This is a genomic window from Pseudomonas sp. Z003-0.4C(8344-21) (genome assembly GCF_900104975.1).
GTDB lineage: Bacteria > Pseudomonadota > Gammaproteobacteria > Pseudomonadales > Pseudomonadaceae > Aquipseudomonas > Aquipseudomonas granadensis.
Genome location: NZ_LT629756.1, coordinates 4373555 through 4399818 on the forward strand (window position 1 = coordinate 4373555; position 26264 = coordinate 4399818).

Annotated in this window: 18 protein-coding genes; 12 read left to right on the forward strand and 6 right to left on the reverse strand. The window is 61.5% G+C overall.

Annotated elements, in window-relative coordinates; all coding sequences use genetic code 11:
- Positions 1 to 2: 2 nt before the first annotated feature.
- Positions 3 to 1307 (forward strand): guanine deaminase, encoded by a 1305-nt coding sequence (guaD, locus tag BLU24_RS19690; protein WP_093103033.1) that lies wholly within the window; start codon positions 3 to 5, stop codon positions 1305 to 1307.
- Positions 1308 to 1490: 183 nt separating this feature from the next.
- On the opposite strand, the gene BLU24_RS19695 is transcribed toward guaD, so the two are convergent.
- The gene (locus tag BLU24_RS19695; protein WP_039763010.1) at positions 1491 to 2255 is read right to left on the reverse strand and encodes a GntR family transcriptional regulator; all 765 of its coding nucleotides are present in this window, start codon (positions 2253 to 2255) and stop codon (positions 1491 to 1493) included.
- Between the two features lie 353 nt (positions 2256 to 2608).
- Between BLU24_RS19695 and BLU24_RS19700 the strand changes: the two genes are divergently transcribed.
- Positions 2609 to 3799, forward strand: coding sequence for a benzoate/H(+) symporter BenE family transporter (locus BLU24_RS19700; RefSeq protein WP_093103036.1), 1191 nt, complete (start codon positions 2609 to 2611; stop codon positions 3797 to 3799).
- A gap of 242 nt (positions 3800 to 4041) precedes the next feature.
- On the opposite strand, the gene BLU24_RS19705 is transcribed toward BLU24_RS19700, so the two are convergent.
- A complete protein-coding gene (locus BLU24_RS19705; RefSeq protein WP_016773843.1) occupies positions 4042 to 4386 on the reverse strand; it encodes a YggL family protein in 345 nt (114 codons plus the stop codon).
- Positions 4387 to 4619: 233 nt separating this feature from the next.
- Here BLU24_RS19705 and dacB point away from each other — a divergent pair, with 233 nt between their 5' ends.
- Complete coding sequence (dacB, locus tag BLU24_RS19710) at positions 4620 to 6080, forward strand: D-alanyl-D-alanine carboxypeptidase/D-alanyl-D-alanine endopeptidase (RefSeq protein ID WP_090282563.1); 1461 nt, start codon at positions 4620 to 4622, stop codon at positions 6078 to 6080.
- Positions 6081 to 6211: 131 nt separating this feature from the next.
- On the opposite strand, the gene BLU24_RS19715 is transcribed toward dacB, so the two are convergent.
- The gene (locus BLU24_RS19715; RefSeq protein WP_093103039.1) at positions 6212 to 8596 is read right to left on the reverse strand and encodes a sensor domain-containing diguanylate cyclase; all 2385 of its coding nucleotides are present in this window, start codon (positions 8594 to 8596) and stop codon (positions 6212 to 6214) included.
- A 144-nt stretch (positions 8597 to 8740) separates the two neighbouring features.
- Positions 8741 to 11011 (reverse strand): bifunctional 23S rRNA (guanine(2069)-N(7))-methyltransferase RlmK/23S rRNA (guanine(2445)-N(2))-methyltransferase RlmL, encoded by a 2271-nt coding sequence (gene rlmKL, locus BLU24_RS19720; RefSeq protein WP_093103042.1) that lies wholly within the window; start codon positions 11009 to 11011, stop codon positions 8741 to 8743.
- Positions 11012 to 11542: 531 nt separating this feature from the next.
- Between rlmKL and rmf the strand changes: the two genes are divergently transcribed.
- The gene (gene rmf, locus BLU24_RS19725) at positions 11543 to 11758 is read left to right on the forward strand and encodes a ribosome modulation factor (protein ID WP_003223300.1); all 216 of its coding nucleotides are present in this window, start codon (positions 11543 to 11545) and stop codon (positions 11756 to 11758) included.
- Between the two features lie 260 nt (positions 11759 to 12018).
- Here the strand turns inward: rmf and BLU24_RS19730 are convergent, their stop codons facing one another.
- On the reverse strand, positions 12019 to 13038 hold the full coding sequence (locus BLU24_RS19730) for a quinone-dependent dihydroorotate dehydrogenase (RefSeq protein WP_093103045.1): 1020 nt from the start codon (positions 13036 to 13038) through the stop codon (positions 12019 to 12021).
- 223 nt (positions 13039 to 13261) lie between these two features.
- Between BLU24_RS19730 and BLU24_RS19735 the strand changes: the two genes are divergently transcribed.
- From BLU24_RS19735 to cobA, 8 genes are all read left to right on the forward strand, one after another.
- Positions 13262 to 14473, forward strand: a complete 1212-nt coding sequence (locus BLU24_RS19735) for a CmpA/NrtA family ABC transporter substrate-binding protein (protein ID WP_093103048.1) — start codon at positions 13262 to 13264, stop codon at positions 14471 to 14473.
- Between the two features lie 15 nt (positions 14474 to 14488).
- Positions 14489 to 15064: an ANTAR domain-containing response regulator gene (locus tag BLU24_RS19740; protein ID WP_093103051.1), complete on the forward strand. Its 576-nt coding sequence runs from the start codon at positions 14489 to 14491 to the stop codon at positions 15062 to 15064.
- A gap of 458 nt (positions 15065 to 15522) precedes the next feature.
- Entirely contained in the window at positions 15523 to 16734 is a 1212-nt protein-coding gene (locus BLU24_RS19750; RefSeq protein WP_090282557.1) for a nitrate/nitrite transporter, read from the forward strand.
- A 7-nt stretch (positions 16735 to 16741) separates the two neighbouring features.
- Positions 16742 to 18412, forward strand: a complete 1671-nt coding sequence (locus BLU24_RS19755) for a bifunctional protein-serine/threonine kinase/phosphatase (protein WP_093103054.1) — start codon at positions 16742 to 16744, stop codon at positions 18410 to 18412.
- 411 nt (positions 18413 to 18823) lie between these two features.
- Positions 18824 to 21277, forward strand: coding sequence for a nitrite reductase large subunit NirB (nirB, locus tag BLU24_RS19760; RefSeq protein ID WP_093103057.1), 2454 nt, complete (start codon positions 18824 to 18826; stop codon positions 21275 to 21277).
- Positions 21274 to 21591: a nitrite reductase small subunit NirD gene (gene nirD, locus BLU24_RS19765; protein ID WP_090282554.1), complete on the forward strand. Its 318-nt coding sequence runs from the start codon at positions 21274 to 21276 to the stop codon at positions 21589 to 21591. The genes nirB and nirD overlap by 4 nt, the downstream gene beginning before the upstream one ends.
- Positions 21591 to 24305, forward strand: coding sequence for a nitrate reductase (locus tag BLU24_RS19770; protein ID WP_093103060.1), 2715 nt, complete (start codon positions 21591 to 21593; stop codon positions 24303 to 24305). Before nirD ends, BLU24_RS19770 begins: the two co-directional genes overlap by 1 nt.
- Positions 24306 to 24318: 13 nt before the next feature.
- Positions 24319 to 25068 (forward strand): uroporphyrinogen-III C-methyltransferase, encoded by a 750-nt coding sequence (gene cobA / locus BLU24_RS19775; RefSeq protein ID WP_093103063.1) that lies wholly within the window; start codon positions 24319 to 24321, stop codon positions 25066 to 25068.
- Positions 25069 to 25143: 75 nt separating this feature from the next.
- Here the strand turns inward: cobA and BLU24_RS19780 are convergent, their stop codons facing one another.
- Complete coding sequence (locus BLU24_RS19780; protein WP_016773833.1) at positions 25144 to 26178, reverse strand: OmpA family protein; 1035 nt, start codon at positions 26176 to 26178, stop codon at positions 25144 to 25146.
- Between the last annotated feature and the right edge of the window lie 86 nt (positions 26179 to 26264).

A 26264-nucleotide genomic window follows, 5' to 3' on the forward strand; every position in this document is an offset into this window, starting at 1 on the left:
TCATGCCTCTGACTCGCAAAGCCTACCGCGCCGCCATCCTGCACAGCATTGCCGACCCCGCCGAAGTCGGCATCGAAGCCTCCTACGAATATTTCGAGGACGGCCTGCTGGTGGTCGATGGCGGCAAGATCAGTGCCCTCGGCCACGCCAGCGACCTGCTGCCGACCCTGCCGGCGGACATTGAAATCGAGCATCATCAGGACGCGCTGATCACCCCGGGCTTTATCGACACCCACATTCACCTGCCGCAAACCGGCATGGTCGGCTCCTACGGCGAGCAATTGCTCGACTGGCTCAACACCTACACCTTCCCCTGCGAAAGCCAGTTCGGCGACAAGGTCCACGCCGACGAGGTCGCGGACATTTTCATCAAGGAACTGCTGCGCAACGGCACCACCACCGCACTGGTGTTTGGCAGCGTGCACCCGCAATCGGTGAACTCGTTTTTTGAAGCGGCCGAAAAGCTCGACCTGCGAATGATCGCCGGCAAAGTGATGATGGACCGCAACGCCCCGGATTATCTGGTCGACACCGCCGAATCGAGCTATGTCGAGAGCAAGGCGCTGATCGAACGCTGGCACGGCAAGGGCCGCCTGCACTATGCGGTGACGCCACGCTTCGCGCCGACCAGCACCCCGGAACAACTGACCCTCGCCGGGCAACTGCTGACCGAATACCCGGACTTGTACATGCAGACCCACATCAGCGAGAACCTCAAGGAAATCGAGTGGGTCAAGGAGCTGTTCCCGGAACGCAAAGGCTACCTCGACGTTTACGATCACTATCAGCTGCTCGGCGAACGCTCGGTGTTCGCCCATGGCGTGCACCTGTGCGATGAAGAATGCGCGCGGCTGGCGGAAACCGGCTCGGCGATCTCGTTCTGCCCGACGTCGAACCTGTTCCTCGGCAGCGGCCTGTTCAACCTGCCGATGGCGGAAAAGCACAAGCTCAATGTCGGCCTCGGTACGGACGTTGGCGGCGGCACCAGTTTCTCGCTGCTGCAGACGCTCAACGAAGCGTACAAGGTGATGCAACTGCAGGGCGCGCGGCTGAGCCCGTTCAAGTCGCTGTATCTGGCGACGCTGGGCGGTGCGCGGGCGCTGCGTCTGGAGGATAAAATCGGCAACCTGCAACCGGGCTCCGATGCGGATTTCCTGGTGCTGGATTACAACGCTACGCCGCTGCTGAGCTACCGGTTGAAGCAGTCCAATAACATTGCCGAAACGTTGTTTGTTTTGATGACATTGGGCGATGACCGCACGGTGCAGCAGACGTATGCGGCGGGTGCGTTGGTGCATCAGCGTTAAGCTTTCCCAAGGCATAAAAAATCCCCCGGTGGTGTTTACGCCCGGGGGATTTTTTATACCTGTCAGATTGCTATCGCTGGCAAGCCAGCTCCCACAGGGTTTTGTGGGGTTCACCAAATCTGCGATACACCGAGAAACCTGTGGGAGCTGGCTTGCCAGCGATTGGGGCAACTCGGTGTCAGCTCAGAGCTTGGCGCTCGAGCGCCCCGGCTTCTTGGTCTGCAACAAATGCGAGAACACCGCATGCAGGTCATCCGACGCGCCTTCCTCGTCGAGGTTGAGCTTGCTGTCGATGTGATCCATGTGATGCATCATCAGGTTCACCGCCAGTTCACCGTCGCGTTTCTCGATCGCGTCGATCAACTGGGTGTGTTCGTCGTACGAACAGTGCGAACGGTTGCCGCTTTCATACTGGGCAATGATCAGCGAAGTCTGCGAGACCAGGCTGCGCTGGAAACTGATCAACGGCGCGTTCATCGCCGCTTCCGCCAGTTTCAGGTGAAATTCGCCCGAGAGACGAATACCGGCACCGCGATCGCCACGCGAGAAGCTGTCGCGTTCGTCATTGACCATTTGCCGCAATTCGGCGATCTGCTCGGCCGTGGCGTGCTGCACGGCCAGTTCAGTGATCGCACGCTCGACCAGACGGCGCGCGAGAAACACCTGACGCGCTTCTTCAACGCTCGGGCTGGCGACCACCGCGCCACGGTTGGGCCGCAACAACACCACGCCTTCATGGGCCAGACGCGACAGCGCGCGGCGAATGATGGTGCGACTGACCCCGAAGATTTCCCCCAGCGCTTCTTCGCTCAACTTGGTGCCGGGCGCCAGACGCTGCTCGAGGATCGCCTCGAAGATATGCGCGTAGACAATATCGTCCTGGGTTCCGCTGCGCCCGGCTTTGCCTGCTCGCGGTTGTTTCTTGAGGGGTTGCAACTGTTCGTTCATGGGCACTCGGGTCGGAAGAACTGCGGCGAATAGACCGTGACTGTAATACGGCACAGTAGGTCGCTGGCAAGTATCGCGTAAAAAACAGCGCGATTGTACACAATGAATGGTGGCAACACGACTGTACGGCTGTTTGCGACTTCGGCTGTATTGCAACGATCCCTCAGGTTTGAGTTTAGGCTTGATCGCAGAATTCGCCTTCGCCCATGCCCCCTGTAGGCCTTCGCCTGCTCGCGATAGCGGTAGGTCAGTCAATTAATGGTTGAATGACACAACGCTATCGCGAGCAGGCTCACTCCTACAGGATCTGTGTTGTGGCGGGGATCTCCATTGGTATAAGGAACACCACCGTCATGACTGACGCCACCCACGCCCGCCTGCGTCCCCTCGCCGACACCACACCGTCCGCCATCGTCGCCGGCTTCATTGCGATGATGACCGGTTACACCAGCTCCCTGGTGCTGATGTTCCAGGCCGGGCAAGCGGCGGGCCTGACCAGCGGGCAGATTTCCTCGTGGATCTGGGCGATCTCGATCGGCATGGCGGTGTGCTCGATCGGCCTGTCGCTGCGCTATCGCACGCCGATCACCATCGCCTGGTCGACGCCCGGCGCCGCACTGTTGATTACCAGCCTCGGCGGTGTGAGCTACGGCGAGGCGATCGGTGCCTACATCACCTGCGCAGTGCTGGTGACCCTCTGCGGCTTGACCGGCAGCTTCGAACGGCTGGTGAAGAAGATCCCCGCCTCACTGGCCGCGGCATTGCTGGCCGGCATCCTGTTCAAGATCGGCAGCGAAATCTTAGTCGCCGCGCAGCACCGTACCGGGCTGGTGCTGGGGATGTTCTTCACCTATCTGCTGATCAAACGGCTGTCGCCACGCTATGCGGTACTCGCCGCCCTGTTGGTCGGCACCGCGCTGTCAGGCGCCATGGGCCTGCTCGACTTCAGCGGCTTCCACCTGGAGGTCGCCACCCCGGTCTGGACCACACCGCACTTTTCACTGGCCGCCACCATCAGCATTGGCATTCCGCTGTTCGTGGTGGCCATGACCTCACAGAACATGCCCGGCGTCGCCGTCCTGCGCGCCGACGGCTACAACGTCCCGGCCTCGCCGCTGATCACCACCACCGGCATCGCCTCGCTGCTGCTGGCCCCGTTCGGCTCGCACGGCATCAACCTTGCCGCCATCAGCGCCGCCATCTGCACCGGCCCGCACGCCCACGAAGATCGCAACAAACGTTATACCGCTGCCGTCTGGTGCGGGATTTTCTACGGGATCGCCGGGGTGTTCGGCGCGACGTTGGCGGCGCTGTTTGCCGCGCTGCCGAAAGAGCTGGTGCTGTCGATTGCTGCATTGGCGCTGTTTGCTTCGATCATCAACGGCCTGAGCATTGCCATGACCGAGGTGAAAGAACGTGAGGCGGCGTTGATTACCTTTATGGTCACGGCGTCGGGGCTGACGTTGTTTTCGATTGGGTCGGCGTTTTGGGGGATTGTGGCGGGGGTGCTGACGCTGGTGATCTTGAACTGGCGCAAAGCTTAAGGTCAAAAGCCCCTCACCCTAGCCCTCTCCCCGGGGGAGAGGGGACTGACCGAGGTGTCTGGAAGACATACGCCGAGATGGGATACCGAGTCGAACTCAAATTTTGCAAAGCCCATAAATCGGCTCCCTCTCCAAGGGGAGAGGGCTGGGGTGAGGGGCAGCTCCACCGCAGATCCCGAACCGAACCCCCAAACCCCAGACGAAAAAAAACGGCGACCCTCAGGCCGCCGTTCTTTTCAGTATCACTTGGCCGCGTTGATCGGCTTTTCCGGATACCACACGTCCAGCAACGGGCTGACTTCGTACTTGGTCAGCTCGGAGCGGTTTTTCAGCCAGGCTTCAACGGCAGCGCGCTGCTCTTCGTTGACCGAACCACGCTTCTGCAGGCATACCAGACCGAAGTCATCGCCGCCGACATAACCCAGACCGTTGGCTTCCATGGCTTCTTTGATGAATGCTTCGAGGAAAGCGTCAATGGCTTCTTCGGACAAGTCTTCTTTGAAGTCCAGGTTCAGTTCGAAACCCAGCTCTTGAAATTCATCAACGCACAGTTTTTTGCGCAGACGCTGGGAACGGTTAGTCGCCATTGGAACAATCCTCTTAAGTAATAACGGCCGGCACTTTACCAGTTTAAGCCGGCGTTTGCCCGACTCTCTGGCCTCTGTGGCCGACCGCCTGTAAAAAATAACGATTTGCAACGCCCCGACAAGGCACAAGCTGTTACAGCTTGGGGCATAATGCCGACACTTTCATGACCACTGAGGGCTTTTTCATCCATGCCCTCGTTTATTTCCCCCTCGGCTGTAGGGTTTTATTTCATATGATCAAATCGTTGCGTCCATTGCTTCTCGCCGGCCTTCTTCTGCCGCTGGCCCTGCCTGTTTCCGCTGCCACCATCAACACCGCCCTTACCCCCAACGTCGAAAAAGCCCTCAAGGCCAGCAAATTGCAGCCCAGCGCCCTGTCGCTGGTGATGGTGCCGCTGGAAGGCCCGGGCACGCCGACCGTGTTCAACGCCGACGTGTCGGTGAACCCGGCTTCGACGATGAAACTGGTGACCACTTATGCGGCGCTGGAAATGCTCGGCCCCAACCACCAGTGGAAAACCGAGTTCTACACCGACGGCGACCTGAGCGGCGGCATTCTCAACGGCAACCTCTACCTCAAGGGTGGCGGCGATCCAAAGCTGAACATGGAAAAGCTCTGGCTGCTGATGCGCGACCTGCGCGCCAACGGCGTGACCCAGATCACCGGGGATCTGGTGCTCGACCGCAACTTCTTCATTCAGCCGCAACTGCCGGAATTCAACGACGATGGCAATGACGACAACAAGCCGTTCCTGGTCAAGCCGGACTCGTTGCTGGTCAACCTCAAGGCGCTGCGCTTCGTCGCGCGCAACGACGGTGGCCGTGTGCTGATTTCGGTTGAACCGCCGATCGCCAGCATCCATATCCAGAACACCGTCAAGGCGCTGCCGTCCAAGCAGTGCACCGGCGGCGTGCGTTACAACCCGGTGCCGCAGGCTGACGGCAGCGTCAACGTGACCGTCGCCGGGCAGTTGGGCGAAGGCTGCAGCTCGCAGACCTACCTGTCGCTGCTCGACCACGCCACCTACACCGCTGGTGCCGTGCGCGCGATCTGGAAAGAACTGGGCGGCAGCATTCAGGGCCAGGATCGTCTCGCTTCAACGCCGAGCAATGCCAAGCTGCTGGCGCGCGCCTACTCGCCGGACCTCGCCGAGATCATCCGCGACATCAACAAATACAGTAACAACACCATGGCCCAGCAGTTGTTCCTCAGCCTCGGTCAGCGTTTCCGCAACGAAGCCGATGGTGACGACGCCAAAGCCGCGCAACGTGTAGTACGCCAGTGGCTGGCGAAGAAGGGCATCACCGCGCCGCATCTGGTGATGGAGAACGGCTCCGGCCTGTCCCGCGCCGAACGCGTCAGCGCCCGTGAAATGGCGAGCATGCTGCAAGCCGCATGGCACAGCCCGTATGCCGCCGAATACATCAGCTCGATGCCGATCGCCGGTACCGACGGCACCATGCGCAAACGCCTGAAGACCACCGCCATGCGCGGTGAAGCGCACATCAAGACCGGTACGTTGAACACCGTGCGGGCGATTGCCGGGTTCAGCCGGGATGTGAATGGCAACACCTGGGCGGTGGTGGCGATCCTGAATGACAAGGCACCGTTCGGCGCATCGTCGGTGCTCGATCAGGTGCTGCTGGACCTGTACAAACAGCCGAAACTGCCGCAGACCGCTTCGGTCCTCTGACCAACACATAACCCCTGTGGGAGCCAGCCTGCTGGCGATAGCGGAGGGTCAGTCACCTGAGACAGTGACTGACACAATGCAATCGCTAGCAGGCTAGCTAGCTCCCACAGGTTATTGTGTTGGCTTCCCTATCAAACGGACTGCCGCTCAACCCGATCCCGACCGTTCTGCTTCGCTGCATACACGCCCGAGTCAGCGCGCAGCAGCAACGCATCCGCGCCCTCCCCCGGTCGCCAGCTGGCAATGCCGAAACTCGCCGTGACCACGCCAACCACATCCACCGGCGCACTGCGCAGGCCTTCCCACAGCTCCATGGCCAGCATGTAAGCGTGTTCACCATCAATGTCCGGGCACAACACCATGAATTCTTCGCCACCCAAGCGGCAGAACACATCGGTGCGGCGCAGGCGATGGCCAATCCGTTCGCACACCGCTTGCAACACCCGGTCGCCGACGGCGTGGCCGTAGTGGTCGTTGATCCGTTTGAAGTGGTCGATGTCGAGCATGATCACCGACAATTCGCCACCGCCGCGCTCGACCCGCGCCATTTCAGTGGTCAGGCGCTCCTGGAAGTAGCGGCGGTTGTGAATGCCGGTCAGCGAGTCGGTGATCGACAACGCGCGCAGTTCTTCTTCTACGCGTTTGAGGTCGGAGATGTCCGAGATGTAGCCGTGCCACAACACGCCCCCACCCGGCTGCTCCTCCGGCGTCGCTTCACCTCGCACCCAGCGCAGGCCGCGCTCGGGCAGTTGTACGCGGTATTCCTCGCGCCACGGACTGAGGCTTTCGGCCGAGGCGCGAATCGAGGAGCGCACACGGGTCACGTCCTGTGGATGAATGCGGGTGAAAATCGCCTCGGCGTTGAACAGCAGCACGTCCGGCTCCAGCTCGTAGATCTCGCGGATACCGTCGCTGGCATAGATCACGCTGAAGCGCCCATCAAATTCCATCTTGAACTGGTAGATGCCTCCGGGCACATGGGCGCTGAGCTTCTTTAGCAGCACATCGCGCGCCGCCAGCACTTCGTGCACGCGTTTGCGCTCGGTGATGTCGATGCAGATCGCTAGATGCCCGACCCACAAACCTTGTTCATCAAGCACCGGGGTGGCGAGCATGTTGACCGGCAGGTGACTGCCGTCGCTGCGCACCAGCGTCCATTCGCGGGCTTCATGGCCACCGACTTCGCCACCCTCGACCAACATTGCATGACAGGTCGGAATGCTTTTGCCGTAGCGCGTACTCAGCTCGGCCGCGCGGGCGGCCAGTTCGCGGGGCAGGTGCAGGTTTTCCAGGGTCATGCGCCCGACGACTTCGCTACTGCTGTAGCCGAGCATCTGCTCGGCGCCGGGGTTGAAGGTATTGATCACACCGCGCAAGTCCGTGGCGATGATTGCCACCTGGGTCGCTGCGTTGAGCACGCCGCGCAGCTGGCCGTGGGTGCCGCGCAGTTCCTGTTCGCTGGCATGCAGCTCCTGGGTGCGCAGTTCAACCAGACGCAAGGCGCGCTGGCGCTGGCTGACCAGCACATAAAGCAGCGCGCTGAGCAAAAGACTGAGCAAGCTGCCCAGCACAACCACGCTGCTGACCGACGAATGATTAGCCTGCATGAACCCTTCGCTCGGCAGGATATCGACCTGATAGTCGTGGTCGGCCATGCGCACCAGTCGCGTGGCCGCCAGATCGCTCGGCGCCGCTTGATTGCTCGACTCGAACAACACCTCGTGCTGGTCATGGGTCGACAGATCGATAATGCGCACCGAGAGATAATCATGCAGCGCATCCGGCAAGCCGTCGGCGAGCAACTGGCGCATGCTGATCACCGCCATCACATAGCCGAACGGCTGTGCCTCGTCTGGGCGAATCACCGGTGCCAGCAGCAACACCCCGCGCGCATACGACGGTTCTATCCCGACCAGATGCATCGGTTGCGACACCACCAGGCTGCGCAGCCGGTCGGCACGTTGCAGGGTTTCGCGGCGCAATGGCTGAGCGAGCAAGTCATAGCCCAGCGGCGCCGGCAGGCGACTCTGCGTCTGGGTGTACAGCACCGGCACGTATTCATCGCGCGGCGCGGCCAGTTGCAGTTCGCCGTTTGCGTCCAGTTCGCGGATGTTGAACGTGCTCAGGCCTTCAACACGCACACTCTGCTCGAACAGCGCACGTTCGGCGCCGCTGATTCTGGGGGCATAGGTATAGGCTTGGGTGCGCAGCAATAACGGTCGGGAGTAACCGTCGAATTCGGCGCGGGAGACTGATTCGGAATTGGCGAAGAACCGCCGCAGGCTATCGAGGCGTTGTTCCTGATCCTGAAAGCGCTCTTCGATACGGCTGTAGCGCTCGTTGGCGAGCAACTGAAAGCGCTGACGCAGTTGTTGCTGAAACTGGTTGTAACTGGCCCAGGCGAGCAACCCCGTGAGAATTCCGCCGGCGAGCAATACCAGCATCGCGACCAGCCAGGCCGAGACGTCTTCACTGATAAAGCCCAGTATCTTCGGGCGCACGGGGTGCAACGACATAAAGACCACTCACTGCGCGAGCATTACGGGAAAACCCCATTGACCGTGTGTGAGTTATAGCTATTAGCCACTAATTTAGCTAGCGCGGGCGGATCCACGGAGCCTTTTAAAATCAAGGCTCTGAGGATCCAATCCCGGCAGGTGTCAACGAGCCGTGATTTTCCAGGCGCGGTGGATCCTGGTATTGCGGGCGAAATCCGGATCAATGGTCTGCGCACTGATTTCCTCGACCGCGTAACGCTCGGCGAGGTTGTCCTCCAACTGGAACTTGCGGAAGTTGTTGGAGAAATACAGCACGCCACCGGATGCCAGACGCGCCATGGCCAAGTCGATCAACTGCACCTGATCACGCTGCACGTCGAAGATGCCTTCCATGCGTTTGGAGTTGGAGAAGGTCGGCGGGTCGATGAAGATCAGGTCGTACTCGTCACGGCTGCTTTCCAGCCAGGCCATCACGTCGCCCTGCTCCAGACGGTTCTTGTCCGAGAAACCGTTCAGCGACAGGTTGCGGCGTGCCCAGTCCAGATAGGTTTTCGACAGGTCGACGCTGGTGGTGCTGCGCGCCCCGCCCTTGGCCGCGTGCACGCTGGCGGTCGCGGTGTAGCAGAACAGATTGAGGAAGCGCTTGCCGGCGGCCTCTTTCTGAATGCGCATGCGCATCGGCCGGTGGTCGAGGAACAGACCGGTGTCGAGGTAGTCGGTGAGGTTGACCAGCAACTTCACCCCGCCTTCATTGACCTCGACAAACTTGCCCTGTGCGGCCTGACGCTCGTACTGTTTGGTGCCGCTTTGACGTTCGCGACGCTTGACCACCACGCGGCTCTTGTCGACGTTCAGCGCCTGCGGAATTGCTGCCAGCGCGTCGAACATGCGCGCCGAGGCCTTTTCCGGATCGATGGATTTCGGCGCGGCGTATTCCTGAACGTGCACCCAGTCGTGGTACAGATCGATTGCCATCGCATACTCAGGCATGTCGGCATCGTAGACACGGTAGCAATCGATGCCTTCGCGCTTGACCCACTTGCCCATGGCCTTGAGGTTTTTCTGCAGGCGGTTGGCGAACATCTGCCCGCCTTCGCTCAAGCGCGGCTGTTCGATCACCGGTGCCGGGGCTGGGGTCGGCTTGATCGGGTTGCCGTTCTTGTTGAACTTGCGTTCCTGCGGCTCGTCCGGGGTTTGATCGTAGGCCGCTTGTTCGCGCTCGGCCTGGCGCTGTTCCGGGGTGCGCCGCTCGCCAGTGACGAACTGGTCCGGCAGGACCTTGATCAGCAGCAGCTTGCACGGCAACGCGCCGTTCCAGAACGAGTACTGTTTGTGGCTGCGAATGCCCATGCGCTTGCCCAGGTCCGGGGCACCGGTGAACACCGCCGCCTCCCAGTTCAGGCAGGCCTGACGCAGCCGCTCGCCGAGGTTCTGGTAGAGGTACAACAGACTGGCTTCGTCACCCAAACGCTCGCCGTACGGCGGGTTGCAAATGACCAGGCCTTTCTGGTTCTGGTCCGGACGCGGTTCGAACGTCGCGACTTCGCCCTGATAAATCTTGATCCACTCACTGAGACCGGCGCGTTCAACGTTGTTGCGCCCTGGCTGGATCAAACGCGGATCGGCTTCGTAACCGCGAATCCATAGCGGTGGCTTGGCCAGACCGGCCGCAGCGCGTTCAACAGCTTCTTCGTGGAGTTTTTTCCACAACGCCGGAACGTGGCCGAGCCAAGCGGTGAAGCCCCACTGCTCACGGCGCAGGTTGGGTGCCATGTCGGCGGCGATCATTGCCGCTTCGACGAGGAACGTACCAACACCGCACATCGGGTCAGCCAGTGCGCCGCCCTCGGCAGCAATGCGCGGCCAGCCGGAACGAATGAGGATTGCGGCCGCGAGGTTTTCCTTCAGCGGCGCCGCGCCCTGCTGCAAGCGATAGCCGCGCTGGTGCAGGCTGTGGCCGGAGAGGTCGAGGGAGAGGATCGCTTCGCCGCGATCCAGACGCAGGTGAATGCGCAGGTCCGGATTGAGCTTGTCGATTGACGGGCGGTCGCCCTGCGGCGTGCGCAGTTTGTCGACGATCGCATCTTTGACTTTCAAGGCGCCGAAGTGGGTGTTGTCGATGCCCGAGCCGTGGCCGCTGAATTCGACGGCCAGGGTGCCGTCGCTGAGCATGTGGTCTTGCCAGTCAATGTCGAGCACGCCGTGGTACAGGTCTTCAGCGTCTTTCATCGGGAAGCGCTTGAGCACCAGCAACACGCGGTTGGCCAGACGCGACCAGAGGCACAGGCGATAGGCGGTTTCCATGGTCGCCATGCCACGCACGGCGGAAGTGTGCTCGCGCGCTTCTTCAAGGCCAAGCCCGACGGCTTCCTCGATGAGCAGGCCTTCAAGGCCTTTGGGGCAAGTGAGGAAGAGTTCGAAACGGTCGGACATGGTGATTTCCAAAGCCTTTGGCTAGTGGACCGGCAACGCATTGCCGATCCGGTTTTCAATCAGGCGCTTTTCTGAAAGAGCGCCCGCGTGGCACGAAGGTGTGCCGTTCCATCCCCGCTGCTCGGGTTAAAAGAGCTTAGATGCCGGGACAGATAAAAAAGTTGAGGCAACAAAATGTCTTGAAGTGACCCTTCGTCGCTTAGTACCTGAGCGCAAACGTGGGTCATTCTCACTAAAGAATTAACCCCATCATCCAGCGCGGCGCCGATCATACCGGGGTTTGCTCAACAAACGTTCAATTAATACTCGGTTACTTATTGCCATAGCATCCTTTCCGTTACGTGCTTATGACAAAACGGTCATTCCCTCGCTGTGACTCATTGGTTAGAACTGCATACAGGTTGACGTCGCAACGGCGTCAACACCTTGGCTCGCCACGCCGGCAGCGAGCCGCACCATGGCAGGTTTTTTCTGCCAGACCTCAATTGAGGTCAACGCGACACTACAGTCAACAAGTGAGGGAAACACCCTATGAGAAGACTTAAGCGTGATCCGTTGGAAAGAGCGTTTTTGCGCGGATATCAATATGGCGTTGGTGGCAAATCCCGTGAGCTTTGCCCATTTACTCTACCGTCGGTACGTCAAGCCTGGATCAACGGCTGGCGAGAAGGACGCGGCGACAACTGGGACGGTATGACCGGCACTGCGGGAATCCACAGACTCAACGAACTTCACGCCGTCGGCTGACACAGGGCATTTATTCCGACACGACAATCTGAATATGTAACGAATTAACCACGCACGTCCCTCCCGGACGGCGGGCTACGGCCCAGGGGCTCCTTCGAGGAGCCCTTTTTATTGCCTGAAAAGCGGCTTGTGCCTCACATGAAAACCTGTAGGAGTGAGCCTGCTCGCGATAGCGGTCTACCGGTCACTCATCAAGTGACTGAAAGAACGCTATCGCGAGCAGGCTCACTCCTACAGGGGGGACGGGTGTGTCAGATGGCTCAGCGCAACGCGGCGATGGCGTCGACCGCTTCGCGAATCAGCGCCGGGCCTTTATAGATGAAGCCCGAATAAATCTGCACCAGGCTGGCACCGGCCTCGATCTTCTCGGCCGCGTGCTTGCCTTCGGTGATCCCACCGGCGGCGATGATCGGCAAACGCCCGGCCAGCTCACCCGCCAGCACCTTCACGGTGTGGGTGCTCTTCTCGCGTACCGGTGCGCCGGACAGACCGCCCGCCTCGTCGCCATGCTCCATGCCTTCAACGCCCACCCGGCTGAGGGTGGTGTTGGTGGCGATCACCGCGTCCATGCCGGTTTCGATCAGCGCCTGCGCCACCTGCACGGTTTCTTCGTCGGTCATGTCCGGGGCGATCTTGATTGCCAGCGGCACATGCTTGCCGTGGCGCAGCGCCAGTTCGGCGCGGCGCGTGGCCAGGTCCGCGAGCAACTGCTTGAGCGAATCACCGAACTGCAGGCTGCGCAGGCCCGGGGTGTTTGGCGAGCTGACGTTGACCGTCACATAGCTGGCGTGGGCGTAAACCTTGTCGAGGCAGATCAGGTAATCGTCGACTGCACGCTCGACCGGGGTGTCGAAGTTCTTGCCGATGTTGATGCCCAGCACGCCCTGGTATTTCGCTGCGGCGACGCGCGCCAGCAGGTTGTCGACGCCGAGGTTATTGAAGCCCATGCGGTTGATGATCGCCTCGGCTTCCGGCAGGCGGAAAATCCGTGGTTTCGGGTTGCCCGGTTGTGGACGCGGGGTCACGGTGCCGATTTCGACAAAGCCAAAACCCAGTTGTGCGAAACCATCGATGGCCGCGCCGTTCTTGTCCAGACCGGCCGCCAGCCCCACCGGGTTGGGAAACTCCAGGCCCATGACAGTCACTGGCACCTGCGCCGGCGCTTTGCAGAGCAAGCCGTTGAGGCCCAACCGTCCACCCGCGCCGATCAGATCCAGCGACAGATCGTGGGAGGTTTCCGGGGAAAGTTTGAACAACAGCTGACGGGCCAGGGTGTACATGGGCGGCGATGACTCGGGCGGCGAAAAGAGGCGGCGATTATAGCCGGGCATGGCCCTGCGGCGCGAGGCGCACGCGCAAATCGCGCCGGTGGCATATGCCTTGCACTTCCCGGGTTATCAACTCGCCGGCCAATGACGACCGGCGAGCGCGGACAATGGCGTCGTCTACGGGATTTGCCTGGGCAAAGTCCGCGGCGGCGCTTTTTTTTCGAGGTGGCGATGTATGAATGAACTGACGGTCGGGCCGCTGGCCTGGGTCAATGGCAGCGATGCGCCGGAAAAGAGCGCGATCAACCTCGGCTTCATGGCCCTGAGCGACTGCGCCTCGGTCGTCGTCGCGGCCACGCAGGGCTTTGCCCAGCCTTACGGCCTGACCCTGAACCTCAAGCGCCAGGCCTCCTGGGCCAACCTGCGCGACAAACTGGTCAGCGGCGAACTCGACGCCGCGCACAGCCTGTACGGGCTGATCTACGCCGTGCACCTGGGCATCGGCGGCGTCGCGCCGACCGACATGGCCGTGCTGATGGGCCTCAACCAGAACGGCCAGAGCCTGAACCTCTCGCGCGGTCTGCAAAACCTCGGCGTGAACAGTCCTGAAGCGCTCGACCGCCACGTGCACCAAAGCCGCGCAAAACTGACCTTCGCCCAGACCTTCCCCACCGGCACCCATGCGATGTGGCTGTATTACTGGCTGGCGAGTCAGGGCATCCATCCGTTGCAGGATGTCGACAGTGTGGTGGTGCCGCCGCCGCAAATGGTCGCGCATCTGCAAGCCGGGCGCATCGACGGTTTTTGCGTCGGCGAGCCGTGGGCCGCCAGCGCGGTGCAGCAGGACCTCGGTTTCACCCTCGCCACCAGCCAGACCATCTGGCCCGATCACCCGGAAAAAGTCCTCGGTTGCACCCGTGAATTCGTCGAGCAGTACCCGAATACCGCGCGGGCATTGGTGATGGCGATTCTCGAGGCCAGCCGCTTCATCGAAGCCAGCCCGGAAAATCGCCGCAGCACCGCGCACCTGCTCAGCGCGACGGAATACCTCGATGCGCCGGTGGCGTGCATCGAACCGCGTTTTCTCGGCGACTATGCCGACGGCCTCGGCAATCGCTGGCAAGACCCGCACGCGCTGCGCTTTCATGGTAATGGCGAAGTCAACTTGCCGTACCTCTCCGATGGCATGTGGTTCATGACCCAGTTCCGCCGATGGGGCTTGTTGCGGAGCGACCCGGACTACCTCGCCGTGGCCCGTCAGGTTCAGCAACTGCAGCTGTATCGCGATGCCGCAACGGCGGTTGGCGTGGCCACCTGGGGCACCGACATGCGCAGCAGCCAGTTGCTTGATGGCAAGGTCTGGGACGGCAGCGATCCGGCCGGCTACGCGCGCAGCTTCAAGCTGCACGCGCTGAACGACGACGCTCCCCTGCTTGCCCAGCGCTGACCGGAGGCCGCGAACATGTTGCGTATTCTGCTGATCAACGACACCGCGAAAAAAGTCGGCCGTCTCAAGGCTGCATTGACCGAGGCCGGTTTCGAGGTGATCGACGAGTCCGGCCTGACCATCGACCTGCCCGCACGCGTCGAAACGGTGCGCCCGGACGTGATCCTGATCGATACCGAGTCACCGAGCCGCGATGTGATGGAGCAAGTGGTGCTGGTCAGCCGCGACCAGCCACGGCCGATCGTGATGTTTACCGACGAGCATGACCCGACGGTGATGCGCCAGGCGATCAAGTCCGGGGTCAGCGCCTACATCGTCGAGGGCATCCACGCTCAGCGCCTGCAGCCCATTCTCGACGTGGCGATGGCACGCTTTGAAAGCGACCAGGCGTTGCGCGCGCAGTTGCAGGCGCGGGACCAGCAACTGGCCGAGCGCAAGCGAATCGAACTGGCCAAAGGGCTGCTGATGAAGATGAAAGACTGCAACGAAGAAGAGGCCTACACGCTGATGCGACGCCAGGCCATGAGCCGGCAGCAGAAGCTGATACAGGTGGCAGAGCAGATTATTGCGATGAGCGAGTTGCTGGGCTGAAATCTTCGTTGCAAATCAAGAGCCCCTCATCGGAACGCCGCCCGCCTAGCCCTCTCCCGGAGGGAGAGGGGACTGACCGCATTGTCTTGCGCTTTCCACCGACCTGAAAGACCGGGTCGATTATGGATTCACTGAAAATCGTTCGGATTGATGAATCACTCGGCCATCCCCCGATCAGTCCCCTCTCCCTCCGGGAGAGGGCTAGGCGGGCGGCGTTCCGATGAGGGGCTTTTGCTTTTAAACACACTTGGCACAAATCTCGCTAAGCATTCCCTCAGGTAACCAACGGCGGTTGCCCCACCCACGACAAAGACGTCGCTCACCCCATTCGCCCTTTTGCGAATCCGGTAGCGGCGTTTTTGCGTTTTGGCCCCACAGACCGGGGCCGGTGGTGCGGCCGTGCAGGCGCTCCACCTGCTGTGCATGACTCCCGAGACTCTTATCAGCTGAGGTGCGCGATGAATTCAAGCTTCTGGAAATCCGGCCACACCCCGACCCTGTTCGCGGCCTTTCTGTATTTCGACCTGAGCTTCATGGTCTGGTACCTGCTCGGCCCGCTGGCGGTGCAGATTGCCACCGACCTGCAACTGACCACCCAACAACGCGGCCTGGTCGTCGCCACGCCGATTCTCGCCGGCGCGGTACTGCGCTTCGCCATGGGCATGCTGGCCGATCGGCTGTCGCCGAAGACTGCCGGGCTGATCGGTCAGGTCATCGTCATCTGCGCGTTGTTCGGTGCGTGGAAACTCGGTATTCACAGTTACGAGCAGGCGCTGATCCTCGGCCTCTTCCTCGGCATGGCCGGCGCGTCGTTTGCCGTGGCCCTGCCGCTGGCCTCGCAATGGTACCCGCCAGAGCATCAAGGCAAAGCCATGGGCATTGCCGGTGCGGGCAACTCCGGGACAGTATTCGCCGCGCTGCTCGCGCCAGTGATTGCCGCCGCGTTCGGTTGGAGCAATGTCTTTGGCTTTGCGCTGATCCCGCTGATCCTGACGTTGGTGCTGTTCGCCTTGCTCGCGAAAAACGCCCCGCAGCGGCCGAAACCAAAAGCCATGGCCGATTACTTCAAAGCCCTTGGCGACCGCGACAGCTGGTGGTTCATGTTTTTCTACAGCGTGACCTTCGGCGGCTTCATCGGCCTGGCCAGCGCCCTGCCCGGCTACTTCAACGATCAATACGGTTTGAGCCCGGTGACCGCCGGTTACTACACCGCCGCCTGCGTGTTCGGCGGCAGCCTGATGCGCCCACTGGGTGGTGCGCTGGCCGATCGCTTCGGTGGCATCCGCACCTTGCTGGCGATGTACACCGTCGCCGCCATCTGCATCGCTGCCGTCGGCTTCAACCTGCCGAGTTCCTACGCGGCGCTGGCGCTTTTCGTCTGCACCATGCTCGGTCTGGGCGCCGGCAACGGTGCGGTGTTTCAACTGGTGCCGCAACGCTTTCGTCTGGAAATCGGTGTGATGACCGGGTTGATCGGCATGGCCGGCGGCATCGGCGGTTTTGCTTTGGCGGCCGGCATGGGCGCGATCAAACAGAGCACCGGCAGCTATCAACTGGCGCTGTGGTTGTTCGCCAGCCTCGGCGTACTGGCATGGTTTGGCCTGCATGGCGTCAAGCGTCGCTGGAGGACCACCTGGGGCTCGGCAGCGGTAACGGCGGCGCGGGTCTGAGGCGTCGATGGCTCTGCAACTGAGCTTTGCCGAAGCCAGCGCCACCGGCCCGCGCGCGGAGAATCAGGACGCGCTGCGTGCGGTGACGCCGGCGCCAGCGCTGGCAGCGAGCAAAGGTTATCTGTTCGCCATCGCCGACGGCGTCAGCCAGTGCGCCGATGGCGGCCTCGCCGCGCGTTCGACCTTGCAGGCGCTGGCGCTGGACTACTACGCCACGCCGGAAACCTGGAGCGTGGCGCAAGCGCTGGATCGTCTGTTGCTCGCGCAAAACCGCTGGCTGCAGGCCAATGGCGGCGGGCAACCGCTGCTGACTACGGTCAGTGCGCTGGTGCTGCGCGGGCGGCGCTTCACCCTCGCCCATGTCGGCGATTGCCGGGTGTATCGCTGGCACGCCGACACGTTGCAGCGCATCTCCGAGGATCACGTCTGGGACCAGCCGGGTATGCAACATGTCCTCAAGCGCGCGCTGGGACTGGACCAGCACCTGGTGCTGGATTTTCTCGATGGTGAACTGCAGGAAGGCGAAAGCTTCGTGCTGCTCAGCGATGGCGTCTGGTCGACGCTGGGCGATACCGCAATCGCCGCGATTCTGCGTGATCAACCGGATCTGACGAACGCCGCACAAACGCTGATCAACGCTGCACATCTGGCCGGCAGTCAGGACAACGCCAGCGCCTTGCTGGTGCGCGTCGATGCGCTCGGTGAGTCGAGCATTGGCGATGCCTTGATTCATCTGCAGCAATGGCCGTTGCCGCCGCCACTCAAACCGGGTCAGTCATTCGAAGGCTGGCAGGTGCAAGGCATTGTTGCGCAGAGCCAGCAATCGCTGCTGTATCGGGTCGCCGATGGCCAGGGCCAGTCGTGGCTGTTGAAAACCCTGCCGGCGCGCCTGGCGGACGACCCGCAGGCCGGGCAAGCGCTGCTGTCCGAAGAATGGTTTCTGCGGCGCGTCGCCGGTCGGCACTTCCCTGAAGTGCATGCCTGCCCGCAGCGCCAGCATCTGTATTACGTGATGCGCGAATACCCGGGAACGACCCTCGCCCAATTGTTTCAACAACACGGCCAGTTGCCGCTGGCGCAGTGGCAGGACATCGCCGAGCGCTTGCTGCGCGCGGTCGGCCTGCTGCACCGACGGCAGATTCTGCACCGCGACATCAAACCGGAAAACCTGCATTGGGGCGATGACGGCGAATTGCGTCTGCTGGACTTTGGCCTCGCCTACTGCCCCGGTCTGTCGCAGGACGCGCCGTCGACGTTGCCGGGAACCCCCAGCTTCATTGCCCCGGAAGCCTTTCGCGGGGATTTGCCAAGCGTGCAGCAGGATCTCTATTCGGTCGGCGTGACCCTGTATTACCTGCTCACCGGGCATTTTCCCTACGGCGAGATCGAAGCGTTTCAGCGGCCGCGATTTGGCGTGCCGGTAAGCGCCAGTCGGTTTCGCCCGGATCTGCCGGAATGGCTGGCGCAGAGTCTGGAGCGCGGCGTCGCGGCCGATCCGCAGCAGCGCTTTGAAACGGCGGAAGAATGGTTGCTGCTGCTGGAACAGGGCGAGCGGCGCAGTTTGAGTGTGCGGCCCAGACCTTTGCTGGAGCGGGAGCCGTTGAAGGTCTGGCGGACCATAGCGCTGGTGGCGTTGTTGGGGAATGTGGTGCTGCTTGTATTGCTGTTCCACAGTTGAACCGCGCCGCGACTATCGCGAGCAGGCTCACTCCTACAATTTGAAATGCGTTCCCCTGTAGGAGTGAGCCTGCTCGCGATGACGCCAGTTCCGCCACCGCAGATCCTCCAGTTGAATGCGCCACGAACGAGCAACACGCCTCCAATCGGTGCAAAAACCACCCTTCATTTTCAACCGATCCCCAATAAACCGGCCATTTCCCAAGTTGGCACAACCACTGCATTACTCGTCTCAACACACACATAAAGCCCAACCTTCAACGACGAAGGCTGGGCTCCCCGAGAGAACGGGACCAGGACAAAGGCGTCCTCGCTAGGCAACTAGCGGGACGCCTTTTTTTGTTTGCGCAAAATTTGTCGAGCACGGCCCGACGGCCCACCAGAGGCCCGCCGCAGCTCCCCGGAGAACCTGATGAAAAAACTCAAACTGGTGATGATCGGCAATGGCATGGCCGGGGTTCGCACCCTCGAAGAACTGCTGAAACTGAGCAACGAGCTGTACGACATCACGGTCTTCGGCGCCGAACCGCACACCAACTACAACCGCATCCTGCTGTCGCCGGTGCTCGCCGGTGAGCAGACCTTCGAAGAGATCGTGCTCAACGACCTCGACTGGTACCTGGAAAACAACATCAAGCTGCTGCTCAACCGCAAAGTGGTGGAGATCGACCGGGTCAAGCGCCGGGTGATCGCCGAGGACGGCAGCGAAGCCGAGTATGATCGCCTGCTGATCGCCACCGGCTCGACGCCGTTCATCCTGCCGATCCCCGGCAACACCCTGCAGGGCGTGATCGGTTACCGCGACATTGCCGATACCCAGGCGATGATCGACACCGCCAAAACCCATAAGCACGCCGTGGTCATCGGCGGCGGCCTGCTCGGCCTCGAAGCGGCCAACGGCCTGATGCTGCGCGGCATGCACGTCACCGTGGTGCATCTCGGTGAATGGCTGCTGGAGCGGCAACTGGACAAGACCAGCGGCCAGCTTCTGCAATCGGCGCTGGAATCGCGCGGGCTGCACTTTCGCCTGTGCGAACAGACCCAGGCCTTGCACGACGCCGGCAATGGCCGGGTCGGCTCGGTGCAGTTCAAGAACGGCGACATCATCCCCGCCGATCTGGTGGTCATGGCGGCCGGCATTCGCCCCAACACCGAACTGGCGGAAAAGGCCGGCATCCCGTGCAACCGCGGGATTCTGGTCAACGACACCCTGCAAACCTACGACCCGCGTATCTATGCGATCGGCGAATGCGCCAGCCACCGCGGCATCGCCTACGGTCTGGTCGCGCCGCTGTTCGAACAGGCCAAGGTCTGCGCCAACCACCTCGCGCAACTGGGCTTCGCTCGCTATCAGGGCTCGGTGACCTCGACCAAACTCAAAGTCACCGGCATCGACCTGTTCTCCGCTGGCGACTTCATGGGCGGCGAAGGCACCGAGACCATCACCCTCTCCGACCCGATCGGCGGCGTGTACAAAAAACTGGTAATCAAGGATGACGTGCTGGTCGGCGCCTGTCTGTACGGCGATACGGCAGATGGCGGTTGGTATTTCCGGCAGATTCGTGAGAATCACGCCATCGGTGAGATCCGCGACCACTTGATGTTCGGCGAAAACGCTTTAGGCGACGTAGGACATCAAGGCCAGGACAAAGCCATGGTCATGGCCGACAGCGCCGAAGTCTGCGGTTGCAACGGCGTGTGCAAAGGCACCATCGTCAAGGCGATTCAGGAACACGGCCTGTTCAGCGTCGACGAAGTGAAGAAACACACCAAGGCTGCCAGCTCCTGCGGTTCCTGCGCCGGCCTGGTCGAGCAGATCCTCATCAATACCGTCGGCGGCGCGGCGGACGTCAAACCGAAAAGCGAAAAAGCCATTTGCGGTTGCAGCGACCTCAACCACGGGCAGATTCGTCAGGCGATTCGCCAGGAGCACCTGCTGACCATCGCCGACACCATGAGCTACCTGAACTGGCGCACGCCCAACGGCTGTGCGACCTGCCGCCCGGCGCTCAACTACTATCTGATTTCCACCTGGCCGGGCGAAGCCAAGGACGATCCGCAATCGCGCCTGATCAACGAACGCGCCCACGCCAACATTCAAAAGGACGGCACTTATTCGGTGGTGCCACGGATGTGGGGCGGCGTGACCAATCCTTCGGAGCTGCGGCGCATCGCTGACGTCGCCGACAAATATCAGGTGCCGATGGTCAAGGTCACCGGCGGCCAGCGCATCGATTTGCTGGGGATCAAAAAGCAGGACCTGCCCGGCGTGTGGAAGGACCTCGACATGCCATCCGGCCACGCCTACGGCAAATCCATCCGCACCGTGAAGACTTGCGTTGGCAGCGAGTTCTGCCGCTTCGGCACGCAGAATTCAACGCAACTGGGCATCGACCTCGAGCACGACCTGTTCAACATGTGGTCGCCGCACAAGGTCAAACTCGCGGTCTCCGGCTGCCCGCGCAATTGCTCGGAAGCGGGCATCAAGGACGTCGGCATCATCGGCGTCGATTCCGGTTGGGAGATGTACATCGGCGGCAACGGCGGGATCAAAACCGAAGTCGCCGAGTTCTTCGTCAAACTGAAAACCGCCGATGAAGTGCGCGAATACAACGGCGCGTTCCTGCAGCTGTATCGCGAAGAAGCCTTCTACCTGGAACGCACCGTGCACTACCTGCAACGGGTCGGCATGGAGCACATCAAGAAGAACGTGCTCGAGGACGCCGAGCGCCGCAAAGCCTTGAACGAGCGCCTGCAATTCTCTCTGTCGTTCGAACAGGACCCATGGAAAGAGCGTCTGGCGCAGCCGCAACTGAAGAAAGAATTCGATGTGATCCCCGTGAAAAACCTGGAGGTGCCGGCATGAACTGGCTCGATATCTGTGCCCTCGACGAGATCAATGCCCTCGGTTCGCGAATCATTGCCGGGCCGAAAGGTGACATCGCGATTTTTCGTACCAGCGACGACGAGGTTTTCGCCCTCGACGACCGCTGCCCGCACAAGGGCGGCCCGTTGTCGCAAGGCCTGATCTACGGCAAACGCGTGGCCTGCCCGCTGCACAACTGGCAGATCGATCTCGAATCCGGTGAAGCCCAGGCGCCGGACGTTGGCTGCGCCCATCACCATCCGGCGCGGGTCGAAAACGGTCGGGTGCAATTGGCCCTGCGGGACGCCATCTGATGAACCGCCAGACGACCGCCTCGACCTGCTGCTATTGCGGGGTCGGCTGCGGCGTACTGATCGAACATGACGGCGAGCGCATCCTCGGCGTCAGCGGCGATCCGGCGCACCCGGCCAACTTCGGCAAACTGTGCAGCAAAGGCTCGACCCTGCACCTGACCGGCGACCTCGCCGCCCGCGCGCTCTACCCAGAGCTGCGCCTGGGCAAAGGTCTGGCGCGCAGCCGCACAGACTGGGACACCGCGCTGGAACACGCCGCCAATGTTTTCGCCGAAACCATCGCCGAGCACGGCCCGGACAGCGTGGCGTTCTATATCTCCGGCCAGTTGCTCACCGAGGATTACTACGCCTTCAACAAACTCGCGCGGGCACTGGTCGGCACCAACAACATCGACAGTAATTCACGCCTGTGCATGTCTTCGGCCGTGGTGGGCTACAAACGCAGCCTCGGTGCCGACGCGCCGCCGTGCAGTTATGAAGATCTGGAGCTGAGCGATTGCGTGATGATCGTCGGCAGCAACATGGCCTACGCCCATCCGGTGCTTTTCCGTCGCCTGGAAGACGCCAAAGCGCGGCGTCCGCAGATGAAAGTCATCGTCATCGATCCGCGGCGTACCGACACCTGCGATCTGGCTGATCTGCACCTGGCGATTCTGCCGGGTACCGATGTCGCGTTGTTTCATGGGATTTTGCACCTGCTGCTGTGGGAAGACTGGGTCGACCGCGATTTCATCAAGGCCCACACCGAAGGTCTGGCCGAGCTGAAGAATCTGGTCCGCGACTACACCCCGCAAATGGTCTCGCAACTGTGCGGGATCAGCGTCGAGCAGTTGCAGCAGTGCGCCGAATGGGTCGGCACGTCGCCGAGCTTTCTGTCGCTGTGGTGCATGGGCTTGAATCAGTCCACCGCCGGCAGCGCGAAAAATAGTGCGCTGATCAATCTGCATCTGGCCACCGGGCAAATCGGCCGGCCGGGCGCAGGACCTTTCTCCCTGACCGGTCAGCCGAATGCCATGGGCGGGCGCGAAACCGGCAGTCTGTCGAATCTGCTGCCCGGCCACCGCGATGCGGCCAACCCGCAGCATCGGGCCGAAGTGGCGGAGTACTGGGGCGTGGAAAGTTTGCCGGAAACGCCCGGCCTCAGCGCCATCGAACTGTTCGAAATCCTGCGCAGCGGCAAGATCAAGGCGCTGTGGATTGCCTGTACCAACCCGGCGCAATCAATGCCGGACCAAAGCGCGGTGCGCGCGGCCCTTGAGGCCTGCCCGTTCGTGGTGTTGCAGGAAGCGTTTCGCACCACCGAAACCGCCGCCTTCGCTGACCTGCTGCTGCCCGCCGCCAGCTGGGGCGAGAAAGAAGGCTCGGTGACCAACTCCGAGCGGCGCATTTCCCACGTTCGCCAGGCGATTCTCCCACCGGGTGAAGCACGGCCGGACTGGGCGATCACCGTGGATTTCGCACAGCGGCTGGAGCACCGTCTGCGTGCGCAGCAGCCGAGTCTGTTTGCCTTCGCTGAGCCTGCGCAATTGTTCGATGAATTCAAAGGCCTGACCCGCGACCGCGATCTCGACCTGTCCGGCATCAGCCATGCGCTGATTGACCAGATCGGCCCCCAACAGTGGCCCTTCCCGATCGGTGCCCGCCAAGGCACCTCACGCTTGTACACCGACGGGGTTTTTCCTACCGCCAGCGGTCGCGCGCAATTCATCGCCGAGCCGTATCGTGCCGCCAGGGAGCAACGCGATGCACGCTTCCCGCTGACCCTGCTCACCGGGCGTCTGCGCGATCAGTGGCACGGCATGAGCCGCACCGGCACCGCTGCGCAACTGTTCGGCCATGTCAGCGAAGCGGTGTTGAGCCTGCATCCCGAGGAGATGCGCCGGCACCGTCTGCAACCGGGCGATCTGGTCAATCTGAAAAGCCGTCGTGGCGCGGTGATTGTCGCGGTCGGCAGCGATGACAGCGTGCGTCCCGGTCAGGCGTTTTTGCCGATGCACTGGGGCGATCGTTATCTCAAGGGCGGCGTGAACAACCTGACTCAGCCGGCCTTCGATCCACTGTCGAAACAACCGGAACTGAAACACAGCGGCGTGCGCCTGGAGCCGGTCAATCTGCCGTGGCAACTGTTCGCCCTGATCGAGGGCGATGTGCAGCGGCATTTCGAGACGCTACGGCCGCTCTGCGAGGCGTTTTCCTACGTCAGCCTCAGCCTTGTCGGACGCGAACGTCCGGCGCTGCTGATACGCGCTGCCAGCCAAGCGGCGCCGGATGCGCCATTGCTCGCGCAAATTGACCAGTGCCTGTCACTGATTGACGGACCGGTCCTCGCCTACGACGACCCACGCCGCGCGATTGGCAAACGCGTGCGCATCGAGAACGGTCGGATTACCGCGATTCGTCTGGCCGGCGAAACCCTCGCGCAGCACTGGCTGCAAGGTTTGTGGCTAGAGGGTCGTGCCGACGAACAATTGCGCCGTTGGCTGCTGGCGCCGATGAGTGCGCCGCCGGGCAATGCCGGCGTGCAGATGGCGGCCAACAAGACTGTGTGCAACTGCAAGAACGTCAGCCTCAACGCCGTCTGCGCTGGCATTCGCCAGGGTCTGGATCTGCAGGGTCTGAAAAATCAATTGGGCTGCGGCACGCAATGCGGCTCGTGCGTCCCGGAAATCAAACGCTTGCTGGCCGCCGATGTGCAGCCGGCCGCGGTCATCTGATGAGGAAAACACCATGAATGCAAAAGTCTGGCTGGTGGGTGCAGGTCCTGGTGATCCGGAATTGCTGACCCTCAAAGCGGTACGCGCGTTGCGCGCGGCCGATGTGGTGCTGATCGACGACCTGGTCAACGAAGCGGTGCTGGAACACTGCCGGGACGCGCGGATCATCAGCGTGGGCAAACGTGGCGGCTGTCGCTCGACCCCGCAGGCGTTCATTCACCGGCTGATGCTGCGTTACGCGCGCCACGGCAAATGCGTGGTGCGGCTCAAGGGTGGCGATCCGTGCATTTTCGGCCGTGGCGGTGAAGAAGCGCAGTGGCTGCGCGAGCGCGGCGTCGAAGTGGAACTGGTCAACGGCATCACCGCGGGCCTGGCCGGCGCCACGCAATGCGATATTTCCCTAACCTTGCGCGGCATCGCAAGAGGCGTAACGCTGGTGACCGCGCACACTCAGGACGACAGCCAACTGAACTGGCAGGCACTGGCACAGAGCGGGACGACGCTGGTGATCTACATGGGTGTGGCCAAACTGGGCGAGATTCGCGAGCAACTGCTGGCCGGAGGGATGGCGGCGGATACGCCGGTGGCGATGATCGAAAATGCTTCACTGCCGCAGCAGCGCGAATGCCGCAGTGACTTGAACACCATGAGCGAAGATGCCCGACTGTTCGAGCTGAAAAGCCCTGCAATCCTGGTGATCGGGGCCGTCGCAGCCGCAACTCAGTCCGCGCAGAATGATCTGCCTTCGGTGGCGATGGCCTGAAGATACATCGTCTCAGCAAATCGCAGACAAAGAAAAGCCCGGCCTAAGCCGGGCTTTTCTCAGAGCGGCAGCTAATTACTTAGCTTGAGCTTCAACCTGCGCTTCTACGCGACGGTTAACAGCACGGCCAGCGTCAGTTTTGTTGTCAGCAACTGGGCGGGATTCGCCGTAGCCAACAGACTGAACGCGGGACGATTCAACACCGTACTGGTTGGTCAGAACTTGCTTAACGGCGTTTGCACGACGCTCGGACAGTTTCTGGTTGTAAGCGTCAGGACCGACGGAGTCAGTGTGACCTTCAACAGTAGTGGTGGTGGATGGGTACTGCTTCATGAAGTCAGCCAGGTTCTTGATGTCGCCGTAGCTGTTTGGCTTGACGACCGACTTGTCGAAGTCGAATTTCACGTCCAGCTCAACACGAACAACTTCAGCAACTGCTGGGCAGCCATCAGCGTCAACAGTTACGTTGGCTGGGGTGTCCGGGCACTTGTCAACGTTGTCGCAAACGCCATCGTTGTCGCTGTCGGAGCAGACTTCAGCAGGTGCTGGAACTGGAGCAGCAGCAGGCTTGGAGCCGCCACCGAAGTTCACACCGATACCGACGCTAGGAGCCCACTCGGTGTCGCCCTGGTCGATGTTGTATTGAGCTTCAACGCCAGCACGGGCGTAGAAGTTCTCGGTGAAGTACAGCTTGGCACCGCCGCCAACGTTGGCGAAGGTGGAACGGTTACGACCGTTCGAACCGTTCTGGTCGATGCTCTGGTCAGAGAAACCGGCCGAAACGTATGGACGAATCATGTCGCCTGGGTTGTTGAAGTGGTACAGAGCGTCCAGAGCGGTGTTAGCGCCTTTGACGTTCTTGCCATCGTCGGCACGTACGTTGTGCACTTCGTCGTAGCCCAGACGCAGTTCTACGTCGTCGGTCAGGAAGTAACCGATCGAACCGCCGAACAGGTTGCCGTTGTTCTTGAAGTTACGAGCGCTGTCGAATTGTTCTTTCTTGGCGAAGCCTTCGATTTCAACTGCGCCTTGGCCTTGTGCCAGAGCGCCGAACGAAGTGGCGGCAATCAGAGAACCAATGGCCAAGCCCAAGGTGTTTTTCAGTTTCATCCGTTAAATCCCCATCTGGTGATTGTGAAGCAGTCCCGCAAACCGGGGGACAACTCGGCGGCAAGTCTATCAGAACTTGCCTACAC

Excerpts from the sequence above, each read along its gene's own strand:
- nirD (WP_090282554.1), top strand. The coding sequence starts at position 21,274 with ATGAACTGGCTCGATATCTGTGCCCTCGACGAGATCAATGCCCTCGGT.
- BLU24_RS19780 (WP_016773833.1), bottom strand. The coding sequence starts at position 26,178 with ATGAAACTGAAAAACACCTTGGGCTTGGCCATTGGTTCTCTGATTGCC.
- BLU24_RS19730 (WP_093103045.1), bottom strand. The coding sequence starts at position 13,038 with ATGTACACCCTGGCCCGTCAGCTGTTGTTCAAACTTTCCCCGGAAACC.
- BLU24_RS19770 (WP_093103060.1), top strand. The coding sequence starts at position 21,591 with ATGAACCGCCAGACGACCGCCTCGACCTGCTGCTATTGCGGGGTCGGC.
- rlmKL (WP_093103042.1), bottom strand. The coding sequence starts at position 11,011 with ATGTCCGACCGTTTCGAACTCTTCCTCACTTGCCCCAAAGGCCTTGAA.
- rmf (WP_003223300.1), top strand. The coding sequence starts at position 11,543 with ATGAGAAGACTTAAGCGTGATCCGTTGGAAAGAGCGTTTTTGCGCGGA.
- BLU24_RS19700 (WP_093103036.1), top strand. The coding sequence starts at position 2,609 with ATGACTGACGCCACCCACGCCCGCCTGCGTCCCCTCGCCGACACCACA.
- BLU24_RS19715 (WP_093103039.1), bottom strand. The coding sequence starts at position 8,596 with ATGTCGTTGCACCCCGTGCGCCCGAAGATACTGGGCTTTATCAGTGAA.
- BLU24_RS19705 (WP_016773843.1), bottom strand. The coding sequence starts at position 4,386 with ATGGCGACTAACCGTTCCCAGCGTCTGCGCAAAAAACTGTGCGTTGAT.
- dacB (WP_090282563.1), top strand. The coding sequence starts at position 4,620 with ATGATCAAATCGTTGCGTCCATTGCTTCTCGCCGGCCTTCTTCTGCCG.
- BLU24_RS19735 (WP_093103048.1), top strand. The coding sequence starts at position 13,262 with ATGAATGAACTGACGGTCGGGCCGCTGGCCTGGGTCAATGGCAGCGAT.
- guaD (WP_093103033.1), top strand. The coding sequence starts at position 3 with ATGCCTCTGACTCGCAAAGCCTACCGCGCCGCCATCCTGCACAGCATT.
- BLU24_RS19740 (WP_093103051.1), top strand. The coding sequence starts at position 14,489 with ATGTTGCGTATTCTGCTGATCAACGACACCGCGAAAAAAGTCGGCCGT.
- BLU24_RS19695 (WP_039763010.1), bottom strand. The coding sequence starts at position 2,255 with ATGAACGAACAGTTGCAACCCCTCAAGAAACAACCGCGAGCAGGCAAA.
- BLU24_RS19755 (WP_093103054.1), top strand. The coding sequence starts at position 16,742 with ATGGCTCTGCAACTGAGCTTTGCCGAAGCCAGCGCCACCGGCCCGCGC.
- BLU24_RS19750 (WP_090282557.1), top strand. The coding sequence starts at position 15,523 with ATGAATTCAAGCTTCTGGAAATCCGGCCACACCCCGACCCTGTTCGCG.
- cobA (WP_093103063.1), top strand. The coding sequence starts at position 24,319 with ATGAATGCAAAAGTCTGGCTGGTGGGTGCAGGTCCTGGTGATCCGGAA.
- nirB (WP_093103057.1), top strand. The coding sequence starts at position 18,824 with ATGAAAAAACTCAAACTGGTGATGATCGGCAATGGCATGGCCGGGGTT.